Consider the following 26,864-nt stretch of genomic DNA (forward strand, 5'->3'; position numbering starts at 1 on the left):
TTTCCTCCTGTTCTAACGGGAGGAGCGCTCACGTCTATTTTTTAACAGGAGTACGTCATGGCCTATACCTTAAAAACCAGTAAGCCGGTACAGGAACGTCAGGAAGCTCAGCGTCAAATAAGAGAAACTGTGGAGTTTATTCTGGCGGATATTGAACATCGAGGGAATAAAGCGATCCGCGAATTATCGATTAAGTTCGATAATTATGACCGTGCGGATTATCGCCTGAGCGATGCCGAAATTAATCACTGTATACGGCAACTGAGCCGTCAGGATATTGCAGATATTAAATTTGCACAGGAACAGGTATTTAACTTCGCCCGCCAGCAGAGAGCTTGCCTGCTGGATCTGGAAGTGGAAACCCGTCCCGGCGTTATTCTCGGCCATAAAAATATCCCGATTAACGCGGTCGGCTGCTACGTCCCGGGGGGTAAATATCCCTTACTCGCCTCGGCGCATATGTCGATCATCACCGCCAACGTTGCGGGCTGCTCGAGGATCATCAGCTGCGCCCCACCGTTTAAGGGACAACCGGCCCCGGCCATTGTCGCTGCCCAGAAGATGGCAGGAGCCACCGAGATTTATGCTCTGGGGGGCATTCAGGCTATCGGCGCCATGGCGCTGGGCACCGACACGCTTGCCCCGGTGGACATGTTGGTCGGGCCGGGTAATGCCTTCGTGGCCGAAGCAAAACGGCAGCTGTTTGGCCGCGTCGGCATCGATCTGTTCGCCGGGCCGACTGAAACGCTGGTGATTGCCGATGAAACCGTGGACGCAGAAATGTGTGCCACCGACCTGCTGGGTCAAGCGGAGCACGGCGTCACGACCCCCGCCATTTTGCTGACCAATTCGGAAAAACTCGCCAGAGAGACGATGGCCGAAGTTGAACGGCTGCTGCTCAAGCTGCCTACCGCCGACATCGCCCGTCGCGCCTGGGAAGATTATGGTGAAGTTATCGTCTGCGACAGCTACGAAGAGATGCTCAAAGAGGCTGACCGGATTGCCTCCGAGCACGTGCAGGTAATGACCGACCGGGACGACTGGTTCATGGCCAATATGACGAACTATGGCGCTCTCTTTCTGGGGCCGCGCACTAACGTAGCCTACGGCGATAAGGTGATTGGCACCAACCATACGCTGCCGACGCAGAAAGCTGCCCGTTATACCGGTGGTCTGTGGGTCGGAAAATTCATGAAGACCTGCACCTGGCAAAAGGTGTTGAGCGATGAAGCCTCAGCGGAAATCGGCAGCTACTGCTCGCGTCTCTCTTTACTGGAAGGATTCGCCGGGCACGCCGAGCAGGCCAATGTCCGCGTGCGCCGCTACGGCCAGACGGACGTGCCATACGCGACCCCAGCCCCAGTCAGAGAGAAGGTGTAATCATGACGCTTCCGCGCACACCGTCATTCTCCTTGCAGGGCAGAAGGGCGCTGGTCACCGGCGGCTCTAAAGGGCTTGGCTTCGCCTGCGCGGTCGCGCTGGCGCACGCCGGGGCAGAGGTGTGGATCGCCGCGCGTAACCGTGACGATTTGGCTCACGCGGTCGATCTTGCCGCAGGCGGAGGGTTGACGTTGCATCCATTGGAACTGGACATCACCGCATCACAGAAAGTGCAAGAGATTCTGAGCCAACTTCCGGTGATGCATATTCTGGTGAACAGCGCTGGACTGGCGCGTCATCAGCCATTTCTGGACGTCAGCCCTGAGAATTTTGATGCGGTGATGGCGCTCAACCTGCGGGCGACCTTTTTTATCAGCCAGCAGGTGGCGCGTCGGATGTGCGATGAGGGGGTCGAAGGCTCAATTATTCACATTTCATCGCAGATGGGTCACGTCGGCGGATCGCAGCGCAGCGTCTACTGTGCGTCAAAGTTCGCCCTCGAAGGACTGACGCGCACTATGGCACTTGAACTTGGCGAGGCGGGGATCCGGGTGAATACCCTCTGCCCAACTTTTATCGAAACCGAGTTGTCTCGCCAGTCGCTTAGCGATCCGGATTTTCGCCGCTTTGTGATGAGTAACATAAAGTTGCCGCGGCTGGGGAAAGTAGAAGATGTCATGGGGCCTGTGGTGTTTCTCGCGTCTGACGCTGCGGGGATGATCACCGGGAGTGCGCTGATGGTTGACGGTGGCTGGACCGCGACATGAATTCATATATTGAAAACAGCGAGGTCCCGTTAGTGCTGATTGGCGGCACGCTCTGCAACGCCCGGCTCTGGCAGCCGTTGATCGATCGCCTGAACGTGTCGGCGGTAATCTGCCTGACGCTCTCCTGCGCCGATTCAGCGCCAGAAGCCTCCCGACGTTTACTGCAGGTGCTGCCACCGCGCTTTCTCCTTGCCGGTTTCTCGTTAGGGGCAATCGTCGCGCTACAAATGGCCGCCGATGCGCCTGAGCGCCTGGCGGGGCTGGCACTGATGTCAGTCAATCCGTTGGTAGACCTGCCGAAAAATGCCGATGTCAGACGGGCCGGTGTACAGGCAGCGCACGTGCAGGGGCATGGGGCGTGGGTCTCTGACACGTTGTGGAAGAATTACGTGGCACCGACCAGCTTCAGCAACCAGAGATTGCACGACATCTTGTGCCAGATGGCGCAGGACACTGACAGTGAGACGTTTTCACGTCAGACGGAGATCGCCATTAGTCGCCGCGATAACCGCGACGCACTCAGCTCGCTCGCCTGCCCGGTGCTCATCCTCAATGGCGAGCATGACCCTATCTGTACCCCTGACCACCACAGACTGGCCGCGGAATCTGCGGCTAACGCCACCTGGCTTACCCTAAATTCAGCAGGGCACTTCTTTGTTCTTGAATCACCGGACAATACCGCAGCCCTGCTTCGACAGTGGATGATGGAGTCACTGAAATGCGAGTAAACAATATCAAACGGATGCTGGCGGAAAACCGCCCAATCATCAATGGCTGGCTGGCAATTCCGTCCAGCTACAGTGCCGAAATTATGGGGCATCAGGGCTACGATGCCGTGACCGTCGATTTGCAGCACGGGATGATTGATTTTGCCAGTGCGTTGACGATGCTGCAGGCGCTCTCCGCCACCTCGGTTGTGCCGCTGGTACGCGTCCCAGACGGCACTCCCGCGCAGATTATGCGGGTGCTGGATGCTGGCGCGTATGGGGTTATCTGCCCGATGGTCTCCACGGCAGAGCAGGCGCAACGCTTTGTTTCGGCCTGCCGCTATCCGCCGCAAGGTATTCGCTCCTTCGGACCGGCGCGCGGCCTGCTGTATGGCGGCGCCGACTACCCCCAGCACGCTAACCGCGAAATTCTGACCCTGGCGATGATTGAAACGCGGGAAGGGTTAACGCATCTCGATGCAATCCTCGAGACCGAAGGGCTGGATGGCGTGTTTATTGGGCCGAACGATCTCTCCCTGACGCTGACCGGCGCTGCCAGCGCTGAATCCACGCATCCGGATATGTTGTCCGCGATAGAGCGAGTCGTCAGCCGTTGTCGTGAGAAGAATAAAATCGCCGGTATTTTTTGCACCTCTGGCGCTGCCGCTGCACAGCGTATCGCCGAAGGGTTCAACTTTGTGACACCCGCGAACGACGTGATGCAACTGGGTCGCGCGTCGCGCGAAGCGATTGCGCTTGCTCGCGGTGACGCTATCCCCACTACCGGCTCGTCCGGTTACTAACAGGAGCTGTTATGAAAGCAATCACCTTAACCTCTGATCAGGCCCGTTCCCGCCTGGTTGCGCCTGAAGACATGGTCTCCTGCAATCTGGCCTTCATCGACTGCAAGCTGCCGGGATCGCATCTCAAACAGAACTATTCTTTCATTGGCCCAGGCGTGACGCAGTCGTCTGCGCAGGTTGTGAATATTCCTGAGCCACATGGATTTAATATCGGTGCAGCGGCGATGCCGAAAGGGGTCACCAACAACCTGCACCTGCACTTTACCGCCGAGGTATTTTTAATTCATGAAGGGAGCTGGCGCTTCCGTTGGGGCGCCAATGGCGAGCATGAAGCGGAGTTCAGCGCACCTGCGATCCTGACCATTCCGACCTGGATTTTCCGCGGCTTTACCAATGTCAGCAAAGAAGACACCTGCGGCATGGTCTATACCGTGCTCGGGAGAAATAATACCGGGGGGATTATCTGGCACCCGTCGATCCTCGAGGCCGCCAGCGAATGTGGGATGTATCTCAACAAAGACAACATGCTTATCGACGTGAGTCGAGGTGACACCCTGCCGGAGAAATCGGCGCTGTTGGCTCCACTTGCCACGGAAGAGATAGCCGCGCTGCGCGACTATTCGGAAGAAGAGATGCGTAAGCGGGCTGTTACAGGCGAGGAGCGGCAATGGTCATCTGAAGGGCTGCTGGATGCTGTGCTACCGGGTCACGGTGGGGAGATAGCGCCGGTAATTGGCTTTGGTATTTCGCAGGATCGTCACAGCGCGCCACCGATCATTCAGCCGCACGGTTTCTCAGTGGAGTGGCTGCGTATGCAGCCTGAACATCAAATAGGACGCCATTTGTGCCCGGATATTCAGGTGCTCATGGTCTTTAAAGGCACCCTGGAGGTGACCTGGAATCAGGCGGGGGAAGAGGTGAGCATCATCGCCCCGGAACGTTCGATAGTCTCTATTCCAGCCAACAGCTGGCGCCGCTACCGCGCGGTAGAGGCTGGCGTGGAATGTATTCTCACCACCCAGGGTGATCATCGCAAACGTCTGTACTGGGACGAGACTATTTTACAGCAGGCCAAAGAGTTAAATCGCGGTCTTGATCCCGATGGCTACGTCAGTAAGCTTGATATCCTGCCGGTCACCGCCCGTAGGGCAGGTAGCAGGCTAGAGCGGCTGGTCGAAGAAGAAAACTGAGTTGTATGGCATAGGGCTGGCGCGCGAGTTGTCCAGTCCCATGCCTTGGTTGTTCAGCACATAGATTCCTTGACCCTCTACAAACTCGACTGTCCGGAAAGTATCGTAACAACACGGTAAGCCAATCTGCTTGTCCCTGAAAGTTGTAACATTCCGTGAGATACATTCAATGGGATTGTTATGCCTTTAGTACGCACCATCATTTACTTTCTTCTTGCTGCTGTTCTGGCGAGTACTGTGTTGTTCGGGTTGTGGCTCGATGTGCATGTTCTGCAAGATAAACTCGGCGAAATATCTGTAACCGAAATACTTCAGGAGGGCATGCTTGCAGGGATAATAGGGATTCACTTCAAGTTAGTGAATGACTCTGCATACATGCGTAACTGTAATCTCCTTGTCGGCGGCTTTTTCCTTGCGATGCTGATTCGTGAACTCGATGCTTTATTCGATTTCATTTCTCACGGTAGCTGGGTATGGTTCGCTTTAATCTCCTCTCTCACTGTTGTGGCTTACACAGCCAGACATTATCGCAAGACATTGGCTGAACTCTCACGCTATCCGCTTACGCCTCACTACGGAATGATGATCTCCGGGTTGCTGTGTATTTTAGTCTTTTCAAGATTATTCGGGATGCACGCGCTATGGGGATCAGTGCTCGGAGATGAGTATGTTCGGGTCGTGAAAAACATGGTTGAAGAAGGGGCAGAGTCGTTCGGTTATACGTTGTGCCTGACCTCAAGCATCGCTTATTACTTCTACCCGCTGAGATCAGAGCGCAGTTTAACCGAGCCATCATCAACCGTCTGATAGAAAACAGGGGGCGTTGCGTCCCCAGATGCCATCTTCCCGGTGTCGTTGTTGATTTTTTTTGATGTTGCCACATTGTTAATTTTTGCGTAATCTCCACGCTTTCGGAGACGTAAAATGTCCGTCACAGATTCCCTTCTCGCATTCACTTTCGCCGCAGCGTTATTAACGCTAACACCCGGGCTGGATACTGCATTAATTCTACGAACGTCGGTTGCCGAAGGCGGCAAAAAAGCTGTCCATGCGGCGCTGGGCATCGATCTGGGCTGTTTTATCTGGGGCGCGCTTGTGGCCTTTGGTCTTGGCGCGTTGCTGGCGATGTCGGAACTGGCATATACGGCGCTGAAATGGTGCGGTGCCGCGTACCTGTGCTGGCTGGGTATTCAACTTCTGCTGCGCCCGCGACAGCATTTTTCCTTGCAGGTTGAGGGCGACGTTCGCAGCAGTAACTGGTTTTTGCGCGGAATGTTGGGCAACGTGCTGAACCCCAAAATGGGCGTGTTTTACGTCTCGTTTCTACCGCAGTTTATTCCCGTCGGGCATTCGCCGATTGTCTGGACCTTCCTGCTGGTCTCGATTCACGTCTGTCTGGGGACGTTGTGGTCGCTGACGCTGATTGTGGCTTCGGGTTATGCGACAGATGTTCTAAAACAACCGGCGGTGGTGAAATGGATGGATCGCACAACTGGCGCCGCGTTCCTGCTGTTCGCGGCGCGTCTGGCGCTCAGTAAGCGCTAACCCAACGCCAGCCGAGCGCCACCGTTGCACCCACGATAGTGACGATTGCCGCGAGGTGCATCAGAAAATCTTCCGGGTGCAGATGTACCGGATGGCAAAACGTCAGCAGCGTGAGTGCCATCGCCGCCACGCCGGTGCCGGATAGCGCCAGGCTGCGCAGCGGGTTTAACGTGCGGGTCCGGCGCAGATAGCCTATCGCCAGCGCCACCATCGGCACGCTGACCGTAACCATATACGTGTAGCAGCGGGTGTCATGCAGGTTGCTGGCCGACAGCGGCGGGTGGCCGATATTCACCAGCACCGACCCCAGCCAAACCGTTGCCAGCACCAGTAGCCAGCGCATTTTCAACGGCCGACGCCCGGCAATGCTGAGTGTGAATGCGGCATTGATCGCCAGCAATCCAATGCTAAACGCCAGTCCGAGCTGCGCCATCGCCCACGCCGCGCCCGGCTGCGACCAGTCGGTGGCGGTGCGCTGAAGCAGCAGGCTTGCCAGGGCGCCCGCAGGCAGGGCCAACAAGACCCAGCTTGCCACGCGCCAGCGTATCGGCGGGGTGCGTTTCACGGGGTCCGCACTTCGGCTGAGTTTTTCGATTAACGCCTCATGACTGTCCATGATGGGCTCCATAACGACGAAGATTGTTCAACGCCCGGTGTAGCAGCGATTTAACCGCGCCGACCGTCAAATTATTGGCCTGAGCGGCTTCGGCGAGGCTCATTTCCTGCAAATGTACATCTTCCACAAGCTGACGCTGGCGGGCGGGCAGCTGGTTTAAAAAGCCGTCCAGCTCCTCGCCGACGTCCAGCATCTCAGCCTTCAGGGCCAGCGCATTGTCGGGCACGTTCAGCGTCGCCTCATCCTCAACCACTTCTCTCTGGTTGCGACGCCCACGGCGGCGCAGGGCATCAATGGCGCGGGCCTGAGAAATCGCCATCAGCCACGGCAGAAAAGGGCTGGCGGGATCGTAGGTGTGACGGATCCGGTGCAGAGTGAGCAGCACGTCCTGAATCACGTCTTCGGTCAGTACCTCGTCGTCCACCTGTTTGCGGACTATCGCGCGGATGACCGGCACCAGCGTCTGCAACAGCTGCGTATACGCCTGCCGGTCACCTGTCTGGGCACGCGCCATATACGCGGGCCACGCGTCGCGCGGGACTTCCACCTTACCCATATTCCGCCTTGCTGCTTGACGCCGGAACGGTCTGGCGCGCCGCTGCTGCGGAGATCACGCCTTTTTCCCGGCCGCCTGATTAAGGGCGTTGACCACAATGCTCGGGGTCAATACCTGAGGCAACACTGTCGGTGCGCCGCCGTCGGCAGGATACACCACGTACATCGGCAATCCGCCCTGACCGAACTGGCTGAGCGCGTCATCGACATCAGCATTAAACTTAGTCGAATCTGCCACCATATACAGCGTGCCGGTGCGTGCCAGCGCCGCTTTCACCGCCTGGGTCGACAGCGAAGTTTTGTCGTTCACCTGGCAGGTGATGCACCAAGACGCGGTGAAGTTAACGAAAATGGCTTTGCCGTGCCCGCGCTGTTCCGCCACGGTTTGCGGTGTCCATTTGATTGGCGCGGTGCTGGCGGTGGTTTCGGCGGTTTCAATCGGCTTCATCACGCTCGGGAGCGGCAGCAGAATCGCAACCAGCAGCGCGGCAGTGACGGCGTACATCACCCGATAACCGCGTCCGGCGAGGTGCCGACGCTGGGCAATCCCATACAGCCAGGCGGCGAAACTCAGCGCCACCGACCCTGCCAGCAGGGTGCCGAGTGCCGTGGTGCCAGCCTGTTGCGCCAACACCCACACCAGCCACGCAAACGCCCCCAGCATCGGAAACGCTAACGCATGTTTGAGGGTATTCATCCACGCTCCCGGGCGCGGCAGGCGTTTGGCCAACGCCGGGAACAGCGAAATCAGCGTAAACGGCGCGGCAAACCCCAGCGCCAGCGCAAAGAATATCGCCAGCGCAACGGCTGGCGGCTGAACCAGCGCGTAGCCGATAGCGCTCGCCATAAATGGGGCTGAGCACGGCGTGGCGACGATAATCGCCAGCGCGCCGGTCAGTGCCGAGCGCACAAACGCCCCGCGTCCGAGGGAAATTTCCCCCGCGCGCTGGAGCGATAAACCGACTTCAAAGACGCCAAGCAGATTGAGGGCCGCGCCGAGAATCACCAGCGCCAGCAGGGCAATCACCAGCGGCGACTGAAGCTGAAAGCCCCAGCCAACCGCCGCGCCACCGGCCCGCGCCGCCAGTAATATTCCGGCCAGCACCATCATGGTGACGATGACCCCAAGCAGGAAGCCGAGCCCTTCGCGGCGGGCGCTGGAGAGATCCCCGTCATGGCGGATCAGGCCGAACGCCTTCAGCGAAATCACCGGGAATACGCACGGCATAAAGTTGAGAATAATGCCGCCTAAAAAGGCGGCGAACAGGGCGGTTAGCATAGCGCGTCTCTATTTAGCTCTCAGGAGTGCGACTGGGCGTACTGTTTCACCGCATCCATGGTTTTCTGGATGTGGGCTTCCGGGTTGCGGTCGGTGTAGCTCAGCAGGATTTTGCCGTCCGGCGCAATCACAAACGAGGTGCGGTCAGACAGCGTTTTGCCGCCCATCTGCATTTGCGTCTGGTACTCCGCGGCGACTTTCGCGCCCGGATCGGCGGCGACAGTAAATTTGTCACGGCATTCCAGCTGGGAGAATTTCCCGACCTGATCAACGTTCCCGGCAGTGACGCCAATCACCGTCGCGCCCAGCTTTTTAAAATCATCGGTAGCTTCAGCAAAATCATGGGCTTCCAGCGTACAGCCTTTGGTGAATGCCGCCGGGAAGAAGTAGAGCACTACCGGACCTTTTTGCAGCGCCTGCTGCAAAGAGAAGGTCAGCGGTTTGCCCGCCAGCGCGCCTTGCAGTTGGAACGTGGGCGCCTGGGCACCCGCCGGAAGGGCGGCGTCGGCGTTGAACGCCATCAGCGAAAGGCCAAAGGCCGCGGCGGCGGTCAGCAGAGATAAGCGATGTTTCACAGCAATCATGGTCAGCTCCAGTCACGTAGGGAAAAGGTCTTCTCCTATAGTTCGCTGGAGGTAATGAAAAAGTTACGCTGGAGTAAAAAAATAGTGGGCGAGGACGTTGGGATGCGGAAATAAACGTGTGCCGTCGGCATAAAAACCGACGGCACAACGGGGGGAGTGACTTAGTGCTGAGGTGCCTGTGGCAGGTTATTCAGCACGTCCAGCGCCTCTGACGGCAGCGTGAGCGCGGCGGCAGCGAGGTTCTCATTCAGGTGTCCGAGTGAAGATGTGCCTGGGATCAGCAGGATATTCGGCGAACGTTGCAGCAGCCAGGCCAGCGCGACCTGCATTGGCGTCGCGTCGAGATTGGCCGCAATGTCGTTGATTTCCTGAGATTGCAGCGGCGAGAACCCCCCGAGCGGGAAGAACGGTACGTAGGCAATGTTCTTCGTCGCAAGGCTGTCGATCAGTGCGTCATCGTGACGGTTTGCCACATTATAGAAGTTCTGTACGCAGGCGATGTCGGTCATTTTCATGCCGTCTTCGACCTGTTTTGCGGTGACGTTGCTCAGACCGATATGGCGAATCAGGCCCCGGTCTTTCAGCTTAATCAGCGTTTCCAGCGGTTCTTCCAGCGAACCTTCTGCCGGGCCATGCACACTAATCATGCTGCGCAGGTTGACCACGTCCAGCACATCCAGACCGAGGTTACGCAGGTTGTCTTCGACCGCCTGCGTCAGTTCTGGCGCAGACAGCGCGGGCAGCCAGTTCCCTTGTTCATCACGACGGGCGCTGACTTTGGTCACAATGGTCAATTCTTGCGGGTACGGATGCAGCGCTTTTTTGATCAGCTGATTGGTCACGTGCGGGCCGTAGAAATCGGAGGTATCAATGTGGTTCACGCCGGCGTCGAGCGCAGCCTGCAGGACTTTAACCGCCATCTCAGGGTCTTTCGGCGGGCCAAATACGCCCGGACCGGCGAGCTGCATCGCGCCGTAACCCAAACGCCAGATTTCGCGATTGCCAAGAGTAAAGCTGCCGGACTGTTTAACGCTGGACATATTAGTTTCCTCATAATGGCTTTAGCGGATAAGTGTAAACCGATTGCCTGAGGAAAGTGGGTAAGAAAGTTTAACTGAATGTGCGGCAGTCGCCTGCCGCATCAGAGATTAGCCGAAGAACATCACCGAGACGCAGAGCAAACCGACAATCAGGGTGATAAAGCTGCCGACCGAGCGATACGGCTTGAGGGCCGGGATCAGGTAGGTGGAGAGCGTTGGCATGATGAACAGGATCATCGCAATCAACGGGCCGCTGATGGCATAAATCATCGAGATGGCGTTCGGGTTAATGCAGCACACCACGAAGGTCAGGGTGGACACCAGCAGAATCGAGGTCGCGCGATTGAAGGCGCGGCTTTTACGAATGCCCGCCTGGTTCAACGTCGCCCGCACGATTTCACTCGCCCCTTCAATCACGCCAAAATAGGTGCCGAGGAACGATTTCGACATCGCCACAATAGCCACAATAATGCCGGAGACCGCCAGCCAGTGCGGCGCCGCAGGCATCATCGCCAGGGCAGAAAGAATCGTCACACCCTCATTTTTAGCGTTGGTGATGTAGCCTTCCGGAATCGCCAGCAGGCAGCTGATCACGAAGAACAGCACGCTCAGGCAGATGATGAGATAGGCAACCCGCATAATTTTTTTGCATTTATCCATTGCCTCATCGCCGAACTTTTCGCGTCTGTCGATGGCGAAAGTCGAGATAATTGGCGTATGGCTAAAAGCGAAAACCATCACGGGGATTGAGATCCACACCTGATGCAGTGTGTGAGGTGTGAACGTCAGCTGGCCGCTAAACATCGCCGGTTGCCAGGATCCAGTCAGATACAGCGACAGGAACAGGAAGTAGCCAATCAGCGGGAACACCAGGAAGCCCATCACTTTTAGCGTTGCGTGGCGGCCCATCAGGAAAATCAGGTTCAACACCAGCACCACCGCCAGACTCACCAGCATCCGCACGCCGAGCGTCACCGTTATATGCCGAGCCAGCTGTTCATTAAGGGAGTTGGTAATGGCGACCGCGTAAATCAGCACCACCACGAAGAAGGCGATGAAGTACAGGGCGGTGATCAGATTGCCGATTTTCTTGCCGTAGTAGTGGTTCACCGCGCCGGTGATCCCGACGTTGGCAGGCAAGTTAGCGGAGAGAATAAAACGACACAGCGCGCGGTGCGGCCAGTAGGTTAACGGCCACGCGACCAGGGCCGTAATCAGGAGCACCATCGCCCCTGCGGAGCCTAACTGAATCGGCAGGAACAAGGTGCCCGCACCTACCGCAGTGCCATATAACGCGAAACTCCATAGGGTTTCGTCTTTTGACCATAATTTTGACATTTTTTGAATATTTAAACCGGATAACTAAAAAACAGCGGCGAGTTTACCTTATTTCATTCAGGGCGGGGGAGAGAGAATTGGGGTTAGCCCTTTCAGGTAAAATGAATGTTATATGACAGGTATTTCCTTTGTGATAAAACTCACTTTTTTTAAACAATTACAATAATTGTTGATAACAATCCTCTACTATAGCGCTGATTATTTGCGCTGAGGTCGGGATGAAAGACGTCGTTATCGTAGGTGCAGTTCGAACGCCCATTGGTTGTTTTCAGGGCGCACTGTCGCGCTTTACGGCAGTAGAGCTGGGAAGTGTGGTGGTGAAAGCGCTGGTGGAACGCACCGGACTGGACCCTATGGAAGTGGATGAGGTGATCCTCGGACAGGTGCTGACGGCAGGCGCCGGGCAAAACCCTGCGCGGCAGTCCGCCATTAAAGGCGGTCTGCCCAATACCGTTTCTGCGATAACCATCAACGACGTTTGCGGCTCGGGCCTCAAGGCGCTGCATCTGGCGACCCAGGCTATTCAGTGCGGCGAAGCCGATGTGGTGATTGCCGGCGGCCAGGAAAACATGAGCCGCGCGCCGCACGTCTTAACCGACAGCCGCACCGGGGCGCAACTGGGTAACAGTCAGCTTCTCGACAGCCTGGTTCACGACGGGCTGTGGGATGCGTTCAATGATTATCACATGGGCGTGACGGCGGAAAACCTGGCGCGTGAATACGGCATTTCGCGTGAATTGCAGGACGCCTGGGCGCTCAGCTCGCAGCAGAAGGCACGACGGGCGATTGATTCCGGCCGTTTCCGCGATGAAATCGTACCGGTAGTCAATTTGCAGAAAAATGGGTTGGCTCAGGTGGTGGATACCGATGAGCAGCCGCGCACCGACGCCAGCGCCGAAGGGCTGGCGCGTCTGATGCCAGAGTTCGACATGCTCGGCTCGGTCACTGCGGGCAACGCATCGTCCATCAATGACGGCGCGGCGGCGGTGATGATGATGAGTGAATCCAAAGCGATGGCGTTGAATCTGCCGATTCTGGCGCGGATCCGCGCATTCGCCAGCGTCGGTGTTGACCCTGCGTTAATGGGCATTGCCCCGGTTTACGCCACGCGTCGTTGTCTGGAGCGTGTGGGCTGGCAGTTGAACGACGTCGATCTGATTGAAGCCAACGAAGCGTTTGCCGCGCAGGCGATTTCGGTCGGCAAAGTGTTGGAGTGGGATGAAACACGCGTCAACGTCAACGGCGGGGCGATTGCGTTGGGCCATCCGATTGGCGCATCCGGCTGCCGTATTCTGGTCTCGCTGGTGCATGAGATGATCAAGCGCGATGCCCGCAAAGGGCTGGCCACGCTGTGCATTGGCGGCGGGCAGGGCGTGGCGCTGGCCGTCGAGCGCGATTAACGTCTCCTTTCTCGATTGCCCGGTGGCGCTTCGCTGACCGGGCCTAAAGCATTCCCATTCATGTATTAACTCTCTGTTTTTAATCTTCTTTCTGTAATCACAGTGACGGGTTATAACCCCGGAACGTGATCGCTTTTGCATTTCTGATATTTAAATGCAGAAAAAATGAAACGCTGTTTTATTTGCGATTGAAAAGACTCTGGCAGAGGACTAAGATGGCCTCAACGGAAAAGCAAAACTGCTTTTCAAAATGAATCACTCTTGCTGGAGGTTAACGTGGACATCAGACAAAGCATCCACAGCGCGCACGCCAAAACCCTCGATACTCAGGGCCTGCGCAACGAATTTTTAGTTGAACAAGTATTTGTCGCAGATGAATACACGATGGTCTACAGCCATATCGACCGTATCATCGTGGGCGGAATTATGCCGGTCGCCAGGACCGTCTCCGTCGGTGGCGAAGTGGGCAAGCAACTGGGCGTCAGCTATTTCCTCGAACGCCGCGAGCTGGGCGTGATTAACATTGGCGGGCCGGGCACTATCACGGTCGACGGCAAATGCTATGAAATCGGCCACCGCGATGCGCTGTACGTCGGCAAGGGGGCGAAAGAAGTGGTGTTCGCCAGCGTCGACTCGGCAAAACCGGCAAAGTTTTACTACAACTGCGCGCCAGCACACAGCACCTTCCCGACCAAAAAAGTGACGCCTGCCGATGTGGCACCGGTGACGCTTGGCGATAACCTCACCAGCAACCGTCGCACTATCAATAAATACTTCGTGCCGGACGTGCTGGAAACCTGCCAGCTCAGCATGGGCCTGACCGAACTGGATCCGGGCAATCTGTGGAACACCATGCCGTGCCACACCCATGAGCGCCGGATGGAAGTCTATTTCTATTTCAACATGGCCGATGACGCGTGCGTGTTCCACATGATGGGACAGCCGCAGGAAACGCGCCATGTCGTGATGCACAACGAACAGGCGGTGATTTCACCGAGCTGGTCTATTCACTCAGGCGTAGGTACTCAGGCGTACACATTCATCTGGGGTATGGTCGGCGAAAACCAGGTCTTCGATGATATGGACCACGTTGCTGTGAAGGATCTGCGCTAGGGCGCGGACAGCCAATAATCTTGCCTGTCCGAAACAGGCGCGAAATGAATAAGGACTTACTATGATTCTCGATACTTTCTCACTGGCAGGCAAAGTCGCAGTGGTCACCGGCTGTGATACCGGTTTAGGGCAGGGCATGGCGATTGGACTGGCGGAAGCGGGCTGCGATATCGTCGGCATTAACATCGTCGAGCCGACCGAAACGATGGAGCAAGTTACCGCCCGTGGCCGTCGCTTCCTGAGCCTGACCGCCGATCTGCGTAATATCGACGGCATTCCTCAGTTACTGGAGCGCGCGGTGACCGAGTTGGGTCATATCGATATTCTGGTCAATAACGCCGGTTTGATTCGTCGTCAGGACGCGATTGAGTTCAGCGAGAAAGACTGGGACGACGTCATGAACCTGAATATCAAAGCCGTGTTCTTCATGGCACAGGCGGCGGCGAAGCACTTCATCAGCCAGGGCAACGGCGGCAAAATCATCAACATCGCCTCCATGCTCTCTTTCCAGGGCGGGATCCGCGTGCCGTCTTATACCGCATCGAAAAGCGGCGTGATGGGCGTCACCCGTCTGCTGGCTAACGAATGGGCAAAACACGGCATCAACGTGAATGCGATTGCGCCGGGCTACATGGCGACCAATAACACGCAAATGCTGCGCGCCGATGAACAACGCAGTGCCGAAATCCTCGACCGTATCCCCGCTGGCCGTTGGGGTTTGCCTTCTGATTTGATGGGGCCGGTCGTATTCCTGGCTTCCAGCGCCTCAGACTACATCAACGGTTATACCGTCGCGGTAGACGGCGGTTGGTTGGCGCGCTAAGGCCTCAGGTTTTGAATCATAACCCTGCTGAATGGCGGGGTTTTTTATATTCATTTGCGAAATATAATCGAGGCTAATTAATTAACGGAATTACGCGCACTTTCTTTCCCACCACGCCCTTTTTCCTCTATGACGGAAAAATGCCAGTAATACAATTAAGCCTGTTAATCAACTACGTATTTGCGTAGGTGTCGCTCAGAGCCCAGAAAAGCAGGGTGCTAGCTCTGGAATAGGGTGCATTAGTGGATTTTCTGTAATTAAAGGTTTTCAGAAAATTCTTATAGGGATATATTGGATTAAAATTACCTCTCTACACAACGATCCTCACACTATGTCAACCATGGATATTAAACCGCAACCGGACGCTATTATTCCTTTCCCCCGTCCTGAAAACGTTCCTGCCAATGGGCAAGAAATCGATCTTCTTGCGCTCGTCGACATCCTCTGGCGCGCGAAAATACGGATCCTGGGAACCGTCTTTTGCTTTGCTCTGATGGCGCTGGCGATCAGCTTCTTTCTGCCCCAAAAATGGACCAGCAGCTCGGTGATCACCCCGGCCGAGCGTACCCAACTGGTGCCGCTTAACACGCTGATCGCCAAGGTGCAGGTTCTGGGCGTGGATATAAACGTCGACAGCGGCAGCATTTTTAATCTGTTCATCAAGAAATTTAACGCCTCCGTGATGCTGGAAGAGTTCGTTAAATCGTCGCCGCAGCTGATGAGCCAGTTTGAAGGGGTCGACGTTGAACCCGCGGAGCTGTATCGCGCCGTGGTGGCGGTCTCTGAGAAAATGAAAGCCGTGGATGATGCGAGCAATAAAAAAGAACCCACCACGCCGTATCACTCCTGGACGCTTTCTTTTACCGGTCCACAGCCTGAAGAAACGCAAAGTATTCTGGCCGGCTACATGAAGTTCGTCGCCGATAAAGTGGTCAAACAGACCATGATGAATATCAGCGAAACCGTGGAGATGAAAATCCAGGTTGAAAAACAGCGTCTGGAGCTGGATCGTGCGAAGCTGGAATATGAAAAAGAGACCAAAATAAAACGGCTGAATTATTCTTTGCAGGTGGCAAAAGCGGCTGGAATTAATAAGCCGGTGTACAGCAACGGCCAGACGATAAAAGACGATCCGGATTTCTCCGTGACGCTCGGCACCGACGGGATCAATAAGAAGCTGGAAATCGAAAAAGCCATGAACGATGTCTCCGAACTGAATGCCGAAATTCTGAACCGTGAATATCGCTTAAAACAGATTGAGCAGCTGAATATTCAGGACCTTCAGTTCCCGGTTGTTAACTACCAGCTGGCGCCGTCCTTGCCGGTGAAAAAAGACGGTCCAGGAAAATCGCTGATCGTACTGCTGGCGGCGCTGCTTGGCGGGATGATGAGCTGTGGCGTGGTGCTGTTCCAGCACGCTCGTGAATCTCGTATAGCGCCACTGCTGCTCGAGGAAAAAACGGCATAAGCGCACGTTTACCGAGTTCAAAAGGGTTACAGGAAAGAGGAGAGTAATCTCCTCTTTTTTTATGACAGAAAATCTTCACGTATTGGCGTAAAAGTATCGAGCAGGACGCCCGCCTTCAGGCATACGCAGCCGTGCATCACGTGGGGCGCTTTGTAAAGTGTGTCCCCTGCACGAACAACCTGCGTTTCCTCGCCAATGGTAAATTCAAATTCGCCAGACAGTACGGTGGTCAGTTGCTCATGAGGATGATTGTGCATCGGGCCCACGGCCCCGGTATCAAAATGCACTTCTACCGCCATCATTTTTCCGCCGTGCGCCAGAATACGACGGCGCACGCCGTTGCCTAAATCTTCAAGAACGGTGTCTTTGTGCTGCACAAACATAGTATGAACCTCAGAGTGAAACGTTGTTTCATTCAACTTATCGCAGCCTGCCAGAAATGAAAACATCTGTATGGAGAAGTGGAAAGTTGATCACATCTCTGTTTCACTGTCGAAAACACAGAAATAGGATACGCCATGAAAACGATTGGCCTGCTAGGCGGCATGAGCTGGGAATCGACGATCCCTTACTATCGTCTGATTAATGAAGGGATCAAAGAGCGCCTGGGCGGCCTGCATTCGGCGAAGATCCTCATGCATAGCGTCGATTTTCAGGAAATAGAAACCTGTCAGTCATCGGGCCAATGGGATAAAGCCGGTGAGATCCTGGCTGACGCGGCGGCGAATCTGGAAAGTATCGGCGCCGAAGGTATCGTGCTGTGTACCAATACCATGCACAAAGTGGCCTCACATATTGAACTGCGCTGCGGCGTGCCGTTTTTGCACATTGCTGATGCCACCGGGCGCGCGATTGAAAAGCAGGGCGTTAAGAATGTGGCGCTGCTGGGCACGCGCTACACCATGGAGCAGGATTTTTATCGGGGACGCCTCGAACAGGCATTTTCGCTGAATACGATAATCCCCGAGGCCGATGAGCGCACCCGCATCAACCAGATTATCTTTGAAGAACTGTGCCTGGGTAAATTCACCGAGGCATCGCGCGCGTACTATTTACAGGTGATTGAACGTCTGGTCGGTGAGGGCGCGGAGGGCGTCATCTTTGGCTGTACCGAAATCGGCCTGCTGGTACCGACAGAACGCAGCCCCGTTCCGGTGTTTGATACGGCGGCGTTGCACGCCTCTGACGCCGTCGACTTTATCCTTTCCTGACGCGGTTGAGCGTTTCTTCCAGCGGCGTGACCAGCGACGGCACGCCGTTTTGCAGATGTGCGATAAAAGCATCGACAAGCGCGGAGCCGGGGCGATGCAGCGGGCGAATCAGGCTGACGGTGAACGGCACGTCCACGCTGAAGCGGCGAATCGCAATCCCACTGTTATCCCCGCCGTAGGCGTAATCCAGCGCGGTAAATGGGTTGACGACCGAAATCCCCACGCCTGCTCGCACCATCGCGCAAATGGATGCCGCGCTGTGGGTTTCCACCACCATCCGCCGGTGCACGCCGTGTTCAGCAAACAGGCCGTCGAGCAGCTGGCGATAGCTGTCCGTTCTCGACAGGCTGATGTAATTCTGGCCTTCGAAATCCTGCGGCGTGAGGACGGTTTTCTCAGCCAACGGATGCGCCGCGGGTAGCACGCACACCTCATTCATACTCAGCAGCGGCGTACGCTCGGTGCCCGGCGGCGTATGCAGCGTTTCTGTCAGTCCTAAGTCGTGGCGCTGGGCCGACAGCCACTCCTCCAGCAGCGGGGATTCCTGCGGCACAATTTGCAGACTGACGTCCGGATAGCGCGCCAAAAACGGCTGCAACAACGCCGGTAGAAAAGACTGCGAAAACACTGGCAGACACACCACCGACAGCTCGCCCTGACGAAATTCCCGCAGGCTTTCCGCAGTGCTGAGAATTCTGTCCAGCCCGTACCACGAGCGCTGCACCTCTTCGAACAGCCGCAGCCCCTGCACCGTGGGGTGCAAACGCCCGCGATTGCGCTCAAACAGTTTGAGGCCCAGCACTTTCTCAAGCCTGGCCAGCTCACGGCTGACGGTTGGCTGAGAGGTGTGCAGCATCGTCGCGGCTTCCGTCAGGTTGCCCGTGGTCATTACCGCATGAAAAATCTCGATGTGACGCAAATTCACGGCGGGCATGGCAACTCCTTTCATTACGTTATCTATATCAATTTTGCATGAAGTCCGGATAAAACGATATTTTTTATTCGACTGGCGCTGTGGCGTAATCGGTTAAAAGCGAAAACACCGGAGTTCACCATGCCACGCCCACTGAATACGACTGACACCGACCTCAATGCTGAGAACCTGCTGCGCCTGCCTGCCGAGTTTGGCTGTCCGGTATGGGTTTACGATGCGGCGATTATTCGCCAGCAAATAGCACAGCTAAGCCAGTTCGACGTGGTACGTTTTGCGCAGAAAGCCTGCTCCAATATTCACATCCTGCGTCTGATGCGCGAGCAGGGCGTGAAGGTGGATTCCGTTTCATTGGGTGAAATCGAGCGTGCACTGGCGGCGGGATACGATCCTGAGACGCACCCGGACGACATCGTATTCACCGCCGACATGATTGACGAGGCGACGCTCGCCCGCGTGGCCGAACTGAAAATTCCGGTAAACGCCGGTTCGGTGGATATGCTGGCGCAGCTCGGGGAAGTCTCGCCGGGCCATCGCGTGTGGCTGCGCGTGAACCCGGGCTTTGGCCACGGTCACAGTCAGAAAACCAATACCGGCGGTGAAAACAGCAAGCACGGTATCTGGTACAGCGATTTACCCGCTGCGCTGGAAGTGATTCAGCGTTACCAGCTGACGTTGGTGGGCATTCACATGCACATCGGATCCGGCGTGGACTACGGTCATCTGGAGCAAGTGTGCGGCGCGATGGTGCGTCAGGTTGTTGAGTTTGGGCAAGATCTGGAAGCCATCTCGGCCGGTGGCGGCTTGTCGATTCCTTACTGTTACGACGATGAAACCATTGATACCCAGCACTATTTCGGCCTGTGGAATGCCGCCCGCGAGCAAATTGCGAAGCATCTTGGTCATCCGGTGAAGCTGGAAATCGAGCCGGGGCGTTTCCTGGTGGCGGAATCCGGCGTGCTGGTGGCGCAGGTGCGCAGTGTGAAAAATATGGGCAGCCGCCACTTTGTGCTGATTGACGCAGGCTTTAACGATTTGATGCGTCCATCGATGTACGGCAGCTATCACCACATTTCAGCTTTGGCGGGAGACGGTCGCGATTTGTCGCAGGCGGCGTTAGTCGAAACCGTGGTGGCTGGCCCGTTGTGTGAATCCGGCGACGTATTTACCCAGCAGGAAGGCGGGAAAGTAGAAACGCGTGAGCTGCCGCAGGTGGTGCCGGGCGATTATCTGGTGCTGCATGATACCGGGGCGTACGGTGCGTCGATGTCTTCCAACTACAACAGCCGTCCGCTGCTGCCGGAAGTGCTGTACGACAACGGCAGCGCGCGGCTTATCCGTCGTCGTCAGACCATTCAGGAACTGCTGGCGCTGGAACTGTTCTGATAAAACGGGCCTGTCGTGACCGATTCGCGTAGCACCAGTTTTCCGGTGAACGGCGGCAGGGTTTCGATAGGCAAATCGTTGGCGAGTTTAATGGCCTGATCGATAGCAGTGGTTATCATGTTGTCGATAGGCAAATAGACCGTTGAAAGCCCCGGCTCAAGCCATTTTGCGCTGGGGGCATCATCAAATCCGAACAGGGAAATATCCTGCGGAATTCTCAACCCCGCCTGATGCAGCGCCTTCGACGCCCCTAACGCCATATCATCGTTACAGGCAAACAGCGCGCTGAACGTCGCGTTCTCCTCCAAAAGCTGCTGGCACAGTTCGTAGCCGCGCGTCATTCCCGAATCCCCGTATTTTACTTTGTCAGGATCCCAGGCGATGCCGTGCTTTTCCAGCGCGCTGCGGTAGCCCTGCAAACGCGCTTTACCGGTTGGCGTGTGAATCGGCACGGTAATACAGGCGATATCGCGATGGCCCTGAGAAATCAGGTATTCCACCGCCTGAAACGCGGCGTCCTGCTGCTCGAAGAACACGCAGCGATCCCGGGCCTGACTGACGTCGCGGTTGATAACCACCACCGGCATGTTGATGGAGTTGATCAGCTTCATGATCGCTTTTTCGCTCATAAAACGGGTGTAGAGCACAATGGCGTCGCACTGGCGGTCGGCGAGCATTTGCACCGCCTGCTCTTCGCGCTCCGGCGTGTCGTGACCGTCGGTAACGATCAGTTGTTTACCGTGGGTTTCCGTCTGACGCGAAGCCTGTTGCAGCAGGCGTCCGAAGTAAAAACCATCAAACGTCGAAACCACCAGGCCGATGCTGTTACTGGTGCGATTCGCCAGGGAACGCGCCAAAAAATTCGGGCGATACCCCAGGTCTTCCATGGCTTTATACACCTGCTTTCGGGTGCTTTCTTTTACCTGACCTGTGCCGTTCAGTACGCGGGAAACGGTCGCTTTCGACACGCCAGCGCGTAGTGAGACATCCAGCATTGTTGCCATTGTTGATTCCTGATACGCCATGATGGTTGCAGTTTATCACAGACATTCAGGGGCATATCTTCTGCGTTCGTTACAAATAACCATCGCGATCACGCTTTTGACAGCGCTTCGCTGAAATAACCCTGCAAAAACTACGTGGTATGCCAATGCGGAAAATTGGTCTTTATTTGGAATACCACATTGCTCTGTGAGACCTCAGTCACAGAACTTTGTCCGACACATCGCTATTTTTGGTATGCCAAATGGACCAAGGCTGTAAACCCATTTTGATAAAAGCCCACATTTGAGGTATCACCTTTATGGCATTTCAGGAAAAGCTCATCGATTCTCTGGGAAGTTTCGCCACAAAATTCAATAGCTACCGCTATATCATGGCGATCAAATCCTCCTTTATAACCCTCATGCCGGTGATCATCGTCGGCGCCTTTTCAGTACTGATTTCCAACATGGTGCTGGACCCGAAAAACGGTCTCGCCAGCTTCCAGTCTCTGTCATTCCTGGCGGCGCTCAAGCCGATAACTGGGGCGATCAACTACGCCACGCTTAACTTTCTTAACATCGGCGCGGTGTTTTTAATCGGCATCGAGTTGGGCCGCATCAACGGCATCAAAACGCTGTTCCCCGGCCTGCTGGCGGTGATTTGCTTTATTTGTGTGACGCCGACCACCGTAGAAATGATGGTCGACGGGCAAATGCACCAGGTGAAAGACGTTCTGCTGCGTCAGTTCTCTGACACCCGCAGCCTGTTCCTCGGCATGTTCATCGCGATTCTGTCGGTAGAAGTCTATTGCTGGCTGGAAAAGCGTCCAGGCCTGAAGATCAAAATGCCGGATACCGTGCCGCCGAACGTCTCGGCGTCGTTTTCCGCGCTGATCCCGGCGATCATCACCACCACCGTGATTGCCACCTTTGGTTTCGTGTTCCATCAGCTGACCGGCATGTATCTTTATGATGCGGTGTATCAGGTGGTGCAGCAGCCGCTGGAACGCGTGATGCAAAGCCTGCCGGGCATTCTGTTGCTGATGTTCGTCGCCCAACTGTTTTGGGTGATCGGCATTCACGGTAATCAGATGATCAAGCCTATCCGCGAACCGCTTTTGTTAGGGGCGATCACCGTCAACATGAGCGCGTTCGAGCAAGGTAAAGAGGTGCCAAACATCATCACCATGCCGTTCTGGGATGTGTACATGAGCATCGGCGGTTCTGGCCTGACGCTGGGTCTGTTGGTCGCGGTGATGATCGCCAGCAAACGCAAAGAGATGAAAGAAATCGCCAAGCTGTCGATTGGCCCCGGCCTGTTCAACATTAACGAGCCGGTGATTTTCGGCATGCCGATTATGCTCAACCCGATTCTGGCGATCCCGTTCATCATCACTCCGCTGGTTACTGGCTCCATCGGCTATTTCGCCACCGCTGCTGGGTTCGCCGGTAAAGCGGTGGTGATGGTGCCGTGGACCACGCCGCCGTTGATTAACGCCTGGCTGTCCACCGCCGGTTCCATGGGCGCGGTGGTTACCCAGCTGGTCTGTATTGTCACCTCGATCATTATTTATCTGCCGTTCGTGAAAATCGCCTCCCGCCGTGCCGAGCAGGCGCAATTACAGGCGCAGCAACAGGCCACCGAGAACGCATGAGGACGCTATGAGTCAGAAAACGATCACGATTCCACAGGATTTCATTCTCGGCGCTGCGGCTTCCGCATGGCAAACGGAAGGCTGGAGCGGCAAAAAAGAGGGGCAGGATTCCTGGCCCGATCTCTGGTACAAAAACGACAGGCACGTCTGGCACGACGGTTACGGCCCGGCAGTCGCCACCGATTTCATCAACCGTTTTCGCGAAGATGTGGCGTTGATGAAACAGGCGGGGCTGACCCACTATCGCACCTCAATTAACTGGTCGCGCTTCCTCACTGATTACGAAAACGTCACCGTTGATGAAGAGTACGCTGCCTATTACGACGCGCTGTTTGATGAGCTGAACGCCAACGGCATCACGCCGATGATTTGCCTCGAACACTACGAGCTACCGGGCTATTTGCTGGAAACCTACGGTGGCTGGGCGTCGAAAAAAGTGGTCGACCTTTTCGTGGGCTACGTCGAGAAAGTCTTCGAACGCTATCACCATAAAGTGACGCGTTGGTTCACCTTCAACGAACCGATCGTGGTGCAGACCCGGGTCTATCTCGACGCGCTGCGCTGGCCGTACGAGCAAAACACCGGCACCTGGATGCAGTGGAATCACCACAAAGTGCTGGCAACGGCGCGGGTGGTGAAGCTGTTCCGTGAGAAAGGTTATCGCGGTAGCGTGGGCTGTATTCTCAATCCGGAAGTGACGTACCCGCGCTCGCGGGCAGTGCACGATGTGCGGGCCGCCGAGCGCTATGACCTGTTCTACAACCGCGTATTTCTCGATCCGATGGTGAAAGGTGAGTATCCACCAGAGCTTATTACGCTGCTGGAACAGCATCATGTGGCGTGGGATCACACTGAAGAAGAGCTGGAGATTATCTGCGAGAACACCGTCGACGAGTTGGGGATCAATCTCTATTACCCGCATCGTGTCAAAGCGCCGTCGCGCGCGTGGCATCCGGAAACCCCGTTCCATCCGGCGTATTACTACGAGCCGTTCGAACTGCCGGGACGGCGGATGAACAAATCCCGAGGCTGGGAAATCTACCCGCAAATCGTGTACGACATGGCGATGCGTATCAAAAATGAGTACCGCAATATTCCGTGGTTCGTGGCGGAAAGCGGGATGGGCATTGAAAACGAAGGTCAGTTCCGCAACAGCGATGGCGTGATTGAAGACGACTACCGTATCAATTTCATCAGCGAACACCTCTGGCAGACGCTACGGGCGAAACAGGACGGCGCCAACTGCCACGGCTACATGCTGTGGGCATTTACCGATAACGTCTCGCCGATGAACGCCTTCAAGAACCGCTATGGGCTGATTGAAATTGACCTCGCCAACAACCGGGCACGACGGGCGAAAAAATCAGCGAGTTGGTTCCGCAGGCTGCGTGACACCCGGATGCTCACGCTCAACGTCGACGATGAACTGAAATAGCGGCGCTCCTGCAGTTGCATGAATTTTGCTACTATAGCCGCCGGTCAGACCGCCAGGAGCGGCGGTCTGTGCATCCACCCGCAAGCAGACACAGGTGATATTGTGGAAAAGGCCGTTGTTCCGCCGGAAAAAAAACCTTACCAGGAAATTGGTGAAGATTTGCGCGCCCAGATTATGCAGGGCCTTTACCCGGTGGGTTCCCGGCTGCCGCCCGAGCGTAATATTGCGGAAAAGTATGGCGTCAGCCGGACTATAGTTCGTGAAGCGCTGCTGATGCTGGAGTTGCAGGGAACTGTGGATATTCGCCAGGGATCGGGCGTGTACGTGATGCGTATACCGCAGGAAAACGACAGCGAAGAAGAGCAGATGCTGAACAGCGACGTCGGGCCGTTTGAGATTTTGCAGGCGCGTCAGCTTCTTGAAAGCAACATTGCGGCCTTCGCCGCGAAAATGGCTACCCGGGCTGACATCGACAATCTCAAACGGATTATCGAGCAGGAACAGCGCGCGATTGCGGCCAACGACACCACCCAGGACAACAGTAAAATGTTTCACCTGGTGCTGGCTGGCGCGACGCAAAACCAGATGCTGCTGACCACCGTTGAGAAAATCTGGCTGCAAATGGACAGCAGCCCGCTGTGGCAGCAGTTTAACGCGCACATCGCCAGCCGCGCCTACCGCCTGAAGTGGCTCGGCGACCGGCAAACCATTCTGGCGGCGCTGCGCCGTCGCGACGTGATGGGAGCCTGGCAGGCAACGTGGCAGCACCTTGAGAATGTGAAGAATAGTCTGTTAGAACTCTCTGACGAGGATGCGCCAGATTTCGACGGCTACCTGTTTGAATCCGTACCCATTTTTCAGGGGAAATTGGTGTGAAAATCCAGCCGCTGCATGACGTACCGCAGCACAGCCGCCAGGTTATCGACTGGCTCTGGCAGGCGTTTGGTGGCGTGGCGATGCCGCGCGAGTTTTTCGCCAGTATCATTGAGCACAGCCAGACGCCCGACGCGCTCCCGTTCACCTTTGTACTGACCGACGGCGACACGCTGTTGGCGACCGTGGGTTTATGGCGCTGCGATCTGATCAGCCGTCAGGATCTTTTCCCGTGGATGGCGGCACTGTATGTCGATGAATCGGTGCGAGGGCAGGGCATTGCGGGCAGGTTGCAGGCGCATGTGATCGAGTACGCGCGCGGCAAAGGCTATTCGCAGCTGCATCTCTATTCGGCGTGTCGTGATTTCTACGAGCGTTTTGGCTGGCAGTACATCGGTGATGGCATCGAGTATCCGGCCACCACCGTGCATCTTTATCGCTACGAGCTTTGAGTTTCCACCGGTGAAATCACCGAATGACGGCGCACAAGCGTCGGACTAAACAGGTGAGTGATTTCCGGCAGCGGGCGTTTATCAGCCAGTGCCAGCGCCAGTTCGGCAGCCTGAGTCGCCATGGTAACAATCGGATAGCGCACGGTAGTCAGACGCGGGCGCACATAGCGTGAAATCAGCACGTCATCGAACCCAATCAGTGAAATTTCCCCCGGCACATCAATGCCGTTGTCATTCAGCACGCCCATCGCCCCCGCGGCCATCGAGTCGTTGTAGCAGGCAACGGCGGTAAAGTTTTTGCCGCGCCCCAGCAGTTCGGTCATTGCCTGTTCGCCGCCGCTTTCATCAGGCTCGGCGAATGTCACCAGCCGCTCATTGCACGGCAAACCGCTCTCTTTCAGCGCATCGTAATAGCCCTGCAAACGATCTTCGGCGTCGGAAATGGCGTGGTTTGAACAGAGGTAGCCAATTCGGGTATGACCCTGTTGGATTAAATGGCGGGTGGCGAGCCAGGCGCCGTAACGATCGTCGAGGGCCACGCAGCGTTCTTCAAAACCGGCCACGATCCGGTTGATCAACACCATGCCGGGGATCTGATTCATCAGTCCGATCAGTTCTTCATCGGGCAGCACTTTGGCATGGACAACCAGCGCCGCGCAGCGATGGCGAATCAATTGCTCAATGGCCTGGCGCTCTTTTTTCTCGTTATGGTAGCCATTGCCAATTAACAGAAAATTTCCGGTGTGATACGCCACCTGTTCAACGGCTTTGACCATTGCACCAAAAAACGGATCGGACACATCGCCCACCACCAGGCCAACGGTTTCCGTCGATTGCTGCGCCAGCGCGCGGGCGTTGGCGTTCGGGTGATAGCTGAGCGTTTCCATGGCGGAAAATACCGCCTGACGTGAGGCTTCGCTGGCTTTGGGAGAGTTATTGATAACCCGAGAAACGGTGGCAACTGAAACACCTGCCATCCGGGCCACATCCTTTATTGTCGCCATAACATGCCTTTTAAGAGGGAAAACGTTTACACCTGTTCAGTGTTACGGAAAACCCAGTGTTGTTCAAGGCTAAGCGCGGATCGTCTGCTGCAAATGTGATGCGAAAGGGCGTACGGCGTGAAAAAGTTACACAGCACGTCACAGGCAATTGAAACGGAAAAGATGAATCCAAACCTTTAGTTACACTTTGCGATTAGCTGTTGCGATTGATCGCTGGAGGATTCATCAATCTGATTGATACTCTGACTATCCCAGAGGTATTGATTGGTGAGAATTTTTTAGTACGATTACGTACTTCTCTTCTTGCACCGACCTGCGCAGATGCG

27 protein-coding genes are annotated in these 26,864 nt (G+C 55.9%); 17 read left to right on the top strand and 10 right to left on the bottom strand.

Features of this window, described 5'->3' with window-relative positions:
• Positions 1 to 57 precede the first annotated feature (57 nt).
• The 7 genes from hisD (at position 58) to A8O29_RS04645 (ending at position 6,392) form a co-directional block, all read left to right on the top strand.
• The gene (gene hisD / locus A8O29_RS04615) at positions 58 to 1,380 is read left to right on the top strand and encodes a histidinol dehydrogenase (RefSeq protein ID WP_125354891.1); all 1,323 of its coding nucleotides are present in this window, start codon (positions 58 to 60) and stop codon (positions 1,378 to 1,380) included.
• 2 nt (positions 1,381 to 1,382) lie between these two features.
• The gene (locus A8O29_RS04620) at positions 1,383 to 2,147 is read left to right on the top strand and encodes an SDR family NAD(P)-dependent oxidoreductase (RefSeq protein ID WP_125354892.1); all 765 of its coding nucleotides are present in this window, start codon (positions 1,383 to 1,385) and stop codon (positions 2,145 to 2,147) included.
• Entirely contained in the window at positions 2,144 to 2,875 is a 732-nt protein-coding gene (locus A8O29_RS04625; RefSeq protein ID WP_125354893.1) for an alpha/beta fold hydrolase, read from the top strand. The genes A8O29_RS04620 and A8O29_RS04625 overlap by 4 nt, the downstream gene beginning before the upstream one ends.
• Entirely contained in the window at positions 2,866 to 3,657 is a 792-nt protein-coding gene (locus tag A8O29_RS04630; RefSeq protein ID WP_125354894.1) for an HpcH/HpaI aldolase family protein, read from the top strand. The genes A8O29_RS04625 and A8O29_RS04630 overlap by 10 nt, the downstream gene beginning before the upstream one ends.
• Before the next feature lie 11 nt (positions 3,658 to 3,668).
• On the top strand, positions 3,669 to 4,847 hold the full coding sequence (locus tag A8O29_RS04635) for a cupin domain-containing protein (RefSeq protein WP_125354895.1): 1,179 nt from the start codon (positions 3,669 to 3,671) through the stop codon (positions 4,845 to 4,847).
• Positions 4,848 to 5,027: 180 nt separating this feature from the next.
• Positions 5,028 to 5,654: a transporter gene (locus tag A8O29_RS04640; protein WP_125354896.1), complete on the top strand. Its 627-nt coding sequence runs from the start codon at positions 5,028 to 5,030 to the stop codon at positions 5,652 to 5,654.
• A gap of 117 nt (positions 5,655 to 5,771) precedes the next feature.
• A complete protein-coding gene (locus tag A8O29_RS04645; RefSeq protein ID WP_125354897.1) occupies positions 5,772 to 6,392 on the top strand; it encodes a LysE family translocator in 621 nt (206 codons plus the stop codon).
• Here the strand turns inward: A8O29_RS04645 and A8O29_RS04650 are convergent.
• From A8O29_RS04650 to A8O29_RS04675, 6 genes are all read right to left on the bottom strand, one after another.
• On the bottom strand, positions 6,379 to 7,008 hold the full coding sequence (locus A8O29_RS04650; RefSeq protein WP_125354898.1) for an NrsF family protein: 630 nt from the start codon (positions 7,006 to 7,008) through the stop codon (positions 6,379 to 6,381). The two genes, A8O29_RS04645 and A8O29_RS04650, sit on opposite strands and share 14 nt — an antisense overlap.
• Positions 6,995 to 7,564 carry an RNA polymerase sigma factor gene (locus tag A8O29_RS04655; RefSeq protein ID WP_125354899.1) on the bottom strand — a complete coding sequence of 190 codons (570 nt, stop codon included), beginning with the start codon at positions 7,562 to 7,564 and terminating at the stop codon, positions 6,995 to 6,997. The genes A8O29_RS04650 and A8O29_RS04655 overlap by 14 nt, the downstream gene beginning before the upstream one ends.
• Before the next feature lie 54 nt (positions 7,565 to 7,618).
• Entirely contained in the window at positions 7,619 to 8,842 is a 1,224-nt protein-coding gene (locus A8O29_RS04660; protein WP_125354900.1) for a protein-disulfide reductase DsbD family protein, read from the bottom strand.
• Positions 8,843 to 8,862: 20 nt separating this feature from the next.
• Positions 8,863 to 9,426, bottom strand: coding sequence for a peroxiredoxin (locus A8O29_RS04665; RefSeq protein ID WP_110511479.1), 564 nt, complete (start codon positions 9,424 to 9,426; stop codon positions 8,863 to 8,865).
• Positions 9,427 to 9,587: 161 nt separating this feature from the next.
• Complete coding sequence (locus A8O29_RS04670; RefSeq protein WP_125354901.1) at positions 9,588 to 10,466, bottom strand: aldo/keto reductase family oxidoreductase; 879 nt, start codon at positions 10,464 to 10,466, stop codon at positions 9,588 to 9,590.
• Positions 10,467 to 10,574: 108 nt separating this feature from the next.
• The gene (locus A8O29_RS04675) at positions 10,575 to 11,804 is read right to left on the bottom strand and encodes an amino acid permease (protein WP_133461218.1); all 1,230 of its coding nucleotides are present in this window, start codon (positions 11,802 to 11,804) and stop codon (positions 10,575 to 10,577) included.
• A gap of 218 nt (positions 11,805 to 12,022) precedes the next feature.
• Here A8O29_RS04675 and A8O29_RS04680 point away from each other — a divergent pair, with 218 nt between their 5' ends.
• From A8O29_RS04680 to wzz(fepE), 4 genes are all read left to right on the top strand, one after another.
• Positions 12,023 to 13,204 carry an acetyl-CoA C-acetyltransferase gene (locus tag A8O29_RS04680; RefSeq protein ID WP_125354902.1) on the top strand — a complete coding sequence of 394 codons (1,182 nt, stop codon included), beginning with the start codon at positions 12,023 to 12,025 and terminating at the stop codon, positions 13,202 to 13,204.
• Between the two features lie 276 nt (positions 13,205 to 13,480).
• Positions 13,481 to 14,317, top strand: coding sequence for a 5-dehydro-4-deoxy-D-glucuronate isomerase (gene kduI, locus A8O29_RS04685; protein ID WP_125354903.1), 837 nt, complete (start codon positions 13,481 to 13,483; stop codon positions 14,315 to 14,317).
• 61 nt (positions 14,318 to 14,378) lie between these two features.
• On the top strand, positions 14,379 to 15,140 hold the full coding sequence (gene kduD / locus A8O29_RS04690; RefSeq protein WP_110511474.1) for a 2-dehydro-3-deoxy-D-gluconate 5-dehydrogenase KduD: 762 nt from the start codon (positions 14,379 to 14,381) through the stop codon (positions 15,138 to 15,140).
• 331 nt (positions 15,141 to 15,471) lie between these two features.
• A complete protein-coding gene (gene wzz(fepE), locus A8O29_RS04695; protein ID WP_125354904.1) occupies positions 15,472 to 16,608 on the top strand; it encodes an LPS O-antigen length regulator Wzz(fepE) in 1,137 nt (378 codons plus the stop codon).
• Positions 16,609 to 16,667: 59 nt separating this feature from the next.
• Here the strand turns inward: wzz(fepE) and A8O29_RS04700 are convergent, their stop codons facing one another.
• Entirely contained in the window at positions 16,668 to 16,991 is a 324-nt protein-coding gene (locus A8O29_RS04700; RefSeq protein ID WP_125354905.1) for a cupin domain-containing protein, read from the bottom strand.
• Between the two features lie 135 nt (positions 16,992 to 17,126).
• On the opposite strand from A8O29_RS04700, the gene A8O29_RS04705 reads away from it, so the two are divergent.
• Positions 17,127 to 17,819, top strand: a complete 693-nt coding sequence (locus A8O29_RS04705) for an aspartate/glutamate racemase (protein ID WP_125354906.1) — start codon at positions 17,127 to 17,129, stop codon at positions 17,817 to 17,819.
• On the opposite strand, the gene A8O29_RS04710 is transcribed toward A8O29_RS04705, so the two are convergent.
• Entirely contained in the window at positions 17,806 to 18,753 is a 948-nt protein-coding gene (locus A8O29_RS04710; RefSeq protein WP_125354907.1) for a LysR family transcriptional regulator, read from the bottom strand. The two genes, A8O29_RS04705 and A8O29_RS04710, sit on opposite strands and share 14 nt — an antisense overlap.
• Positions 18,754 to 18,873: 120 nt before the next feature.
• On the opposite strand from A8O29_RS04710, the gene lysA reads away from it, so the two are divergent.
• Positions 18,874 to 20,136 (top strand): diaminopimelate decarboxylase, encoded by a 1,263-nt coding sequence (gene lysA / locus A8O29_RS04715; RefSeq protein ID WP_125354908.1) that lies wholly within the window; start codon positions 18,874 to 18,876, stop codon positions 20,134 to 20,136.
• Here the strand turns inward: lysA and A8O29_RS04720 are convergent.
• The gene (locus A8O29_RS04720) at positions 20,106 to 21,140 is read right to left on the bottom strand and encodes a LacI family DNA-binding transcriptional regulator (protein ID WP_125354909.1); all 1,035 of its coding nucleotides are present in this window, start codon (positions 21,138 to 21,140) and stop codon (positions 20,106 to 20,108) included. The genes lysA and A8O29_RS04720 overlap by 31 nt on opposite strands.
• Positions 21,141 to 21,439: 299 nt before the next feature.
• Between A8O29_RS04720 and A8O29_RS04725 the strand changes: the two genes are divergently transcribed.
• The 4 genes from A8O29_RS04725 (at position 21,440) to A8O29_RS04740 (ending at position 25,534) form a co-directional block, all read left to right on the top strand.
• Entirely contained in the window at positions 21,440 to 22,774 is a 1,335-nt protein-coding gene (locus A8O29_RS04725) for a PTS sugar transporter subunit IIC (protein ID WP_125354910.1), read from the top strand.
• A 7-nt stretch (positions 22,775 to 22,781) separates the two neighbouring features.
• Positions 22,782 to 24,209 carry a glycoside hydrolase family 1 protein gene (locus A8O29_RS04730; protein ID WP_125354911.1) on the top strand — a complete coding sequence of 476 codons (1,428 nt, stop codon included), beginning with the start codon at positions 22,782 to 22,784 and terminating at the stop codon, positions 24,207 to 24,209.
• A 102-nt stretch (positions 24,210 to 24,311) separates the two neighbouring features.
• Positions 24,312 to 25,085 carry a GntR family transcriptional regulator gene (locus tag A8O29_RS04735; protein ID WP_110511503.1) on the top strand — a complete coding sequence of 258 codons (774 nt, stop codon included), beginning with the start codon at positions 24,312 to 24,314 and terminating at the stop codon, positions 25,083 to 25,085.
• Positions 25,082 to 25,534, top strand: coding sequence for a GNAT family N-acetyltransferase (locus A8O29_RS04740; protein WP_125354912.1), 453 nt, complete (start codon positions 25,082 to 25,084; stop codon positions 25,532 to 25,534). The genes A8O29_RS04735 and A8O29_RS04740 overlap by 4 nt, the downstream gene beginning before the upstream one ends.
• On the opposite strand, the gene galR is transcribed toward A8O29_RS04740, so the two are convergent.
• The gene (gene galR, locus A8O29_RS04745; RefSeq protein ID WP_125354913.1) at positions 25,522 to 26,538 is read right to left on the bottom strand and encodes an HTH-type transcriptional regulator GalR; all 1,017 of its coding nucleotides are present in this window, start codon (positions 26,536 to 26,538) and stop codon (positions 25,522 to 25,524) included. The genes A8O29_RS04740 and galR overlap by 13 nt on opposite strands.
• Positions 26,539 to 26,864 lie beyond the last annotated feature (326 nt).

This window comes from Scandinavium goeteborgense, assembly GCF_003935895.2.
In the GTDB taxonomy this organism is placed as follows: Bacteria; Pseudomonadota; Gammaproteobacteria; order Enterobacterales; family Enterobacteriaceae; genus Scandinavium; species Scandinavium goeteborgense.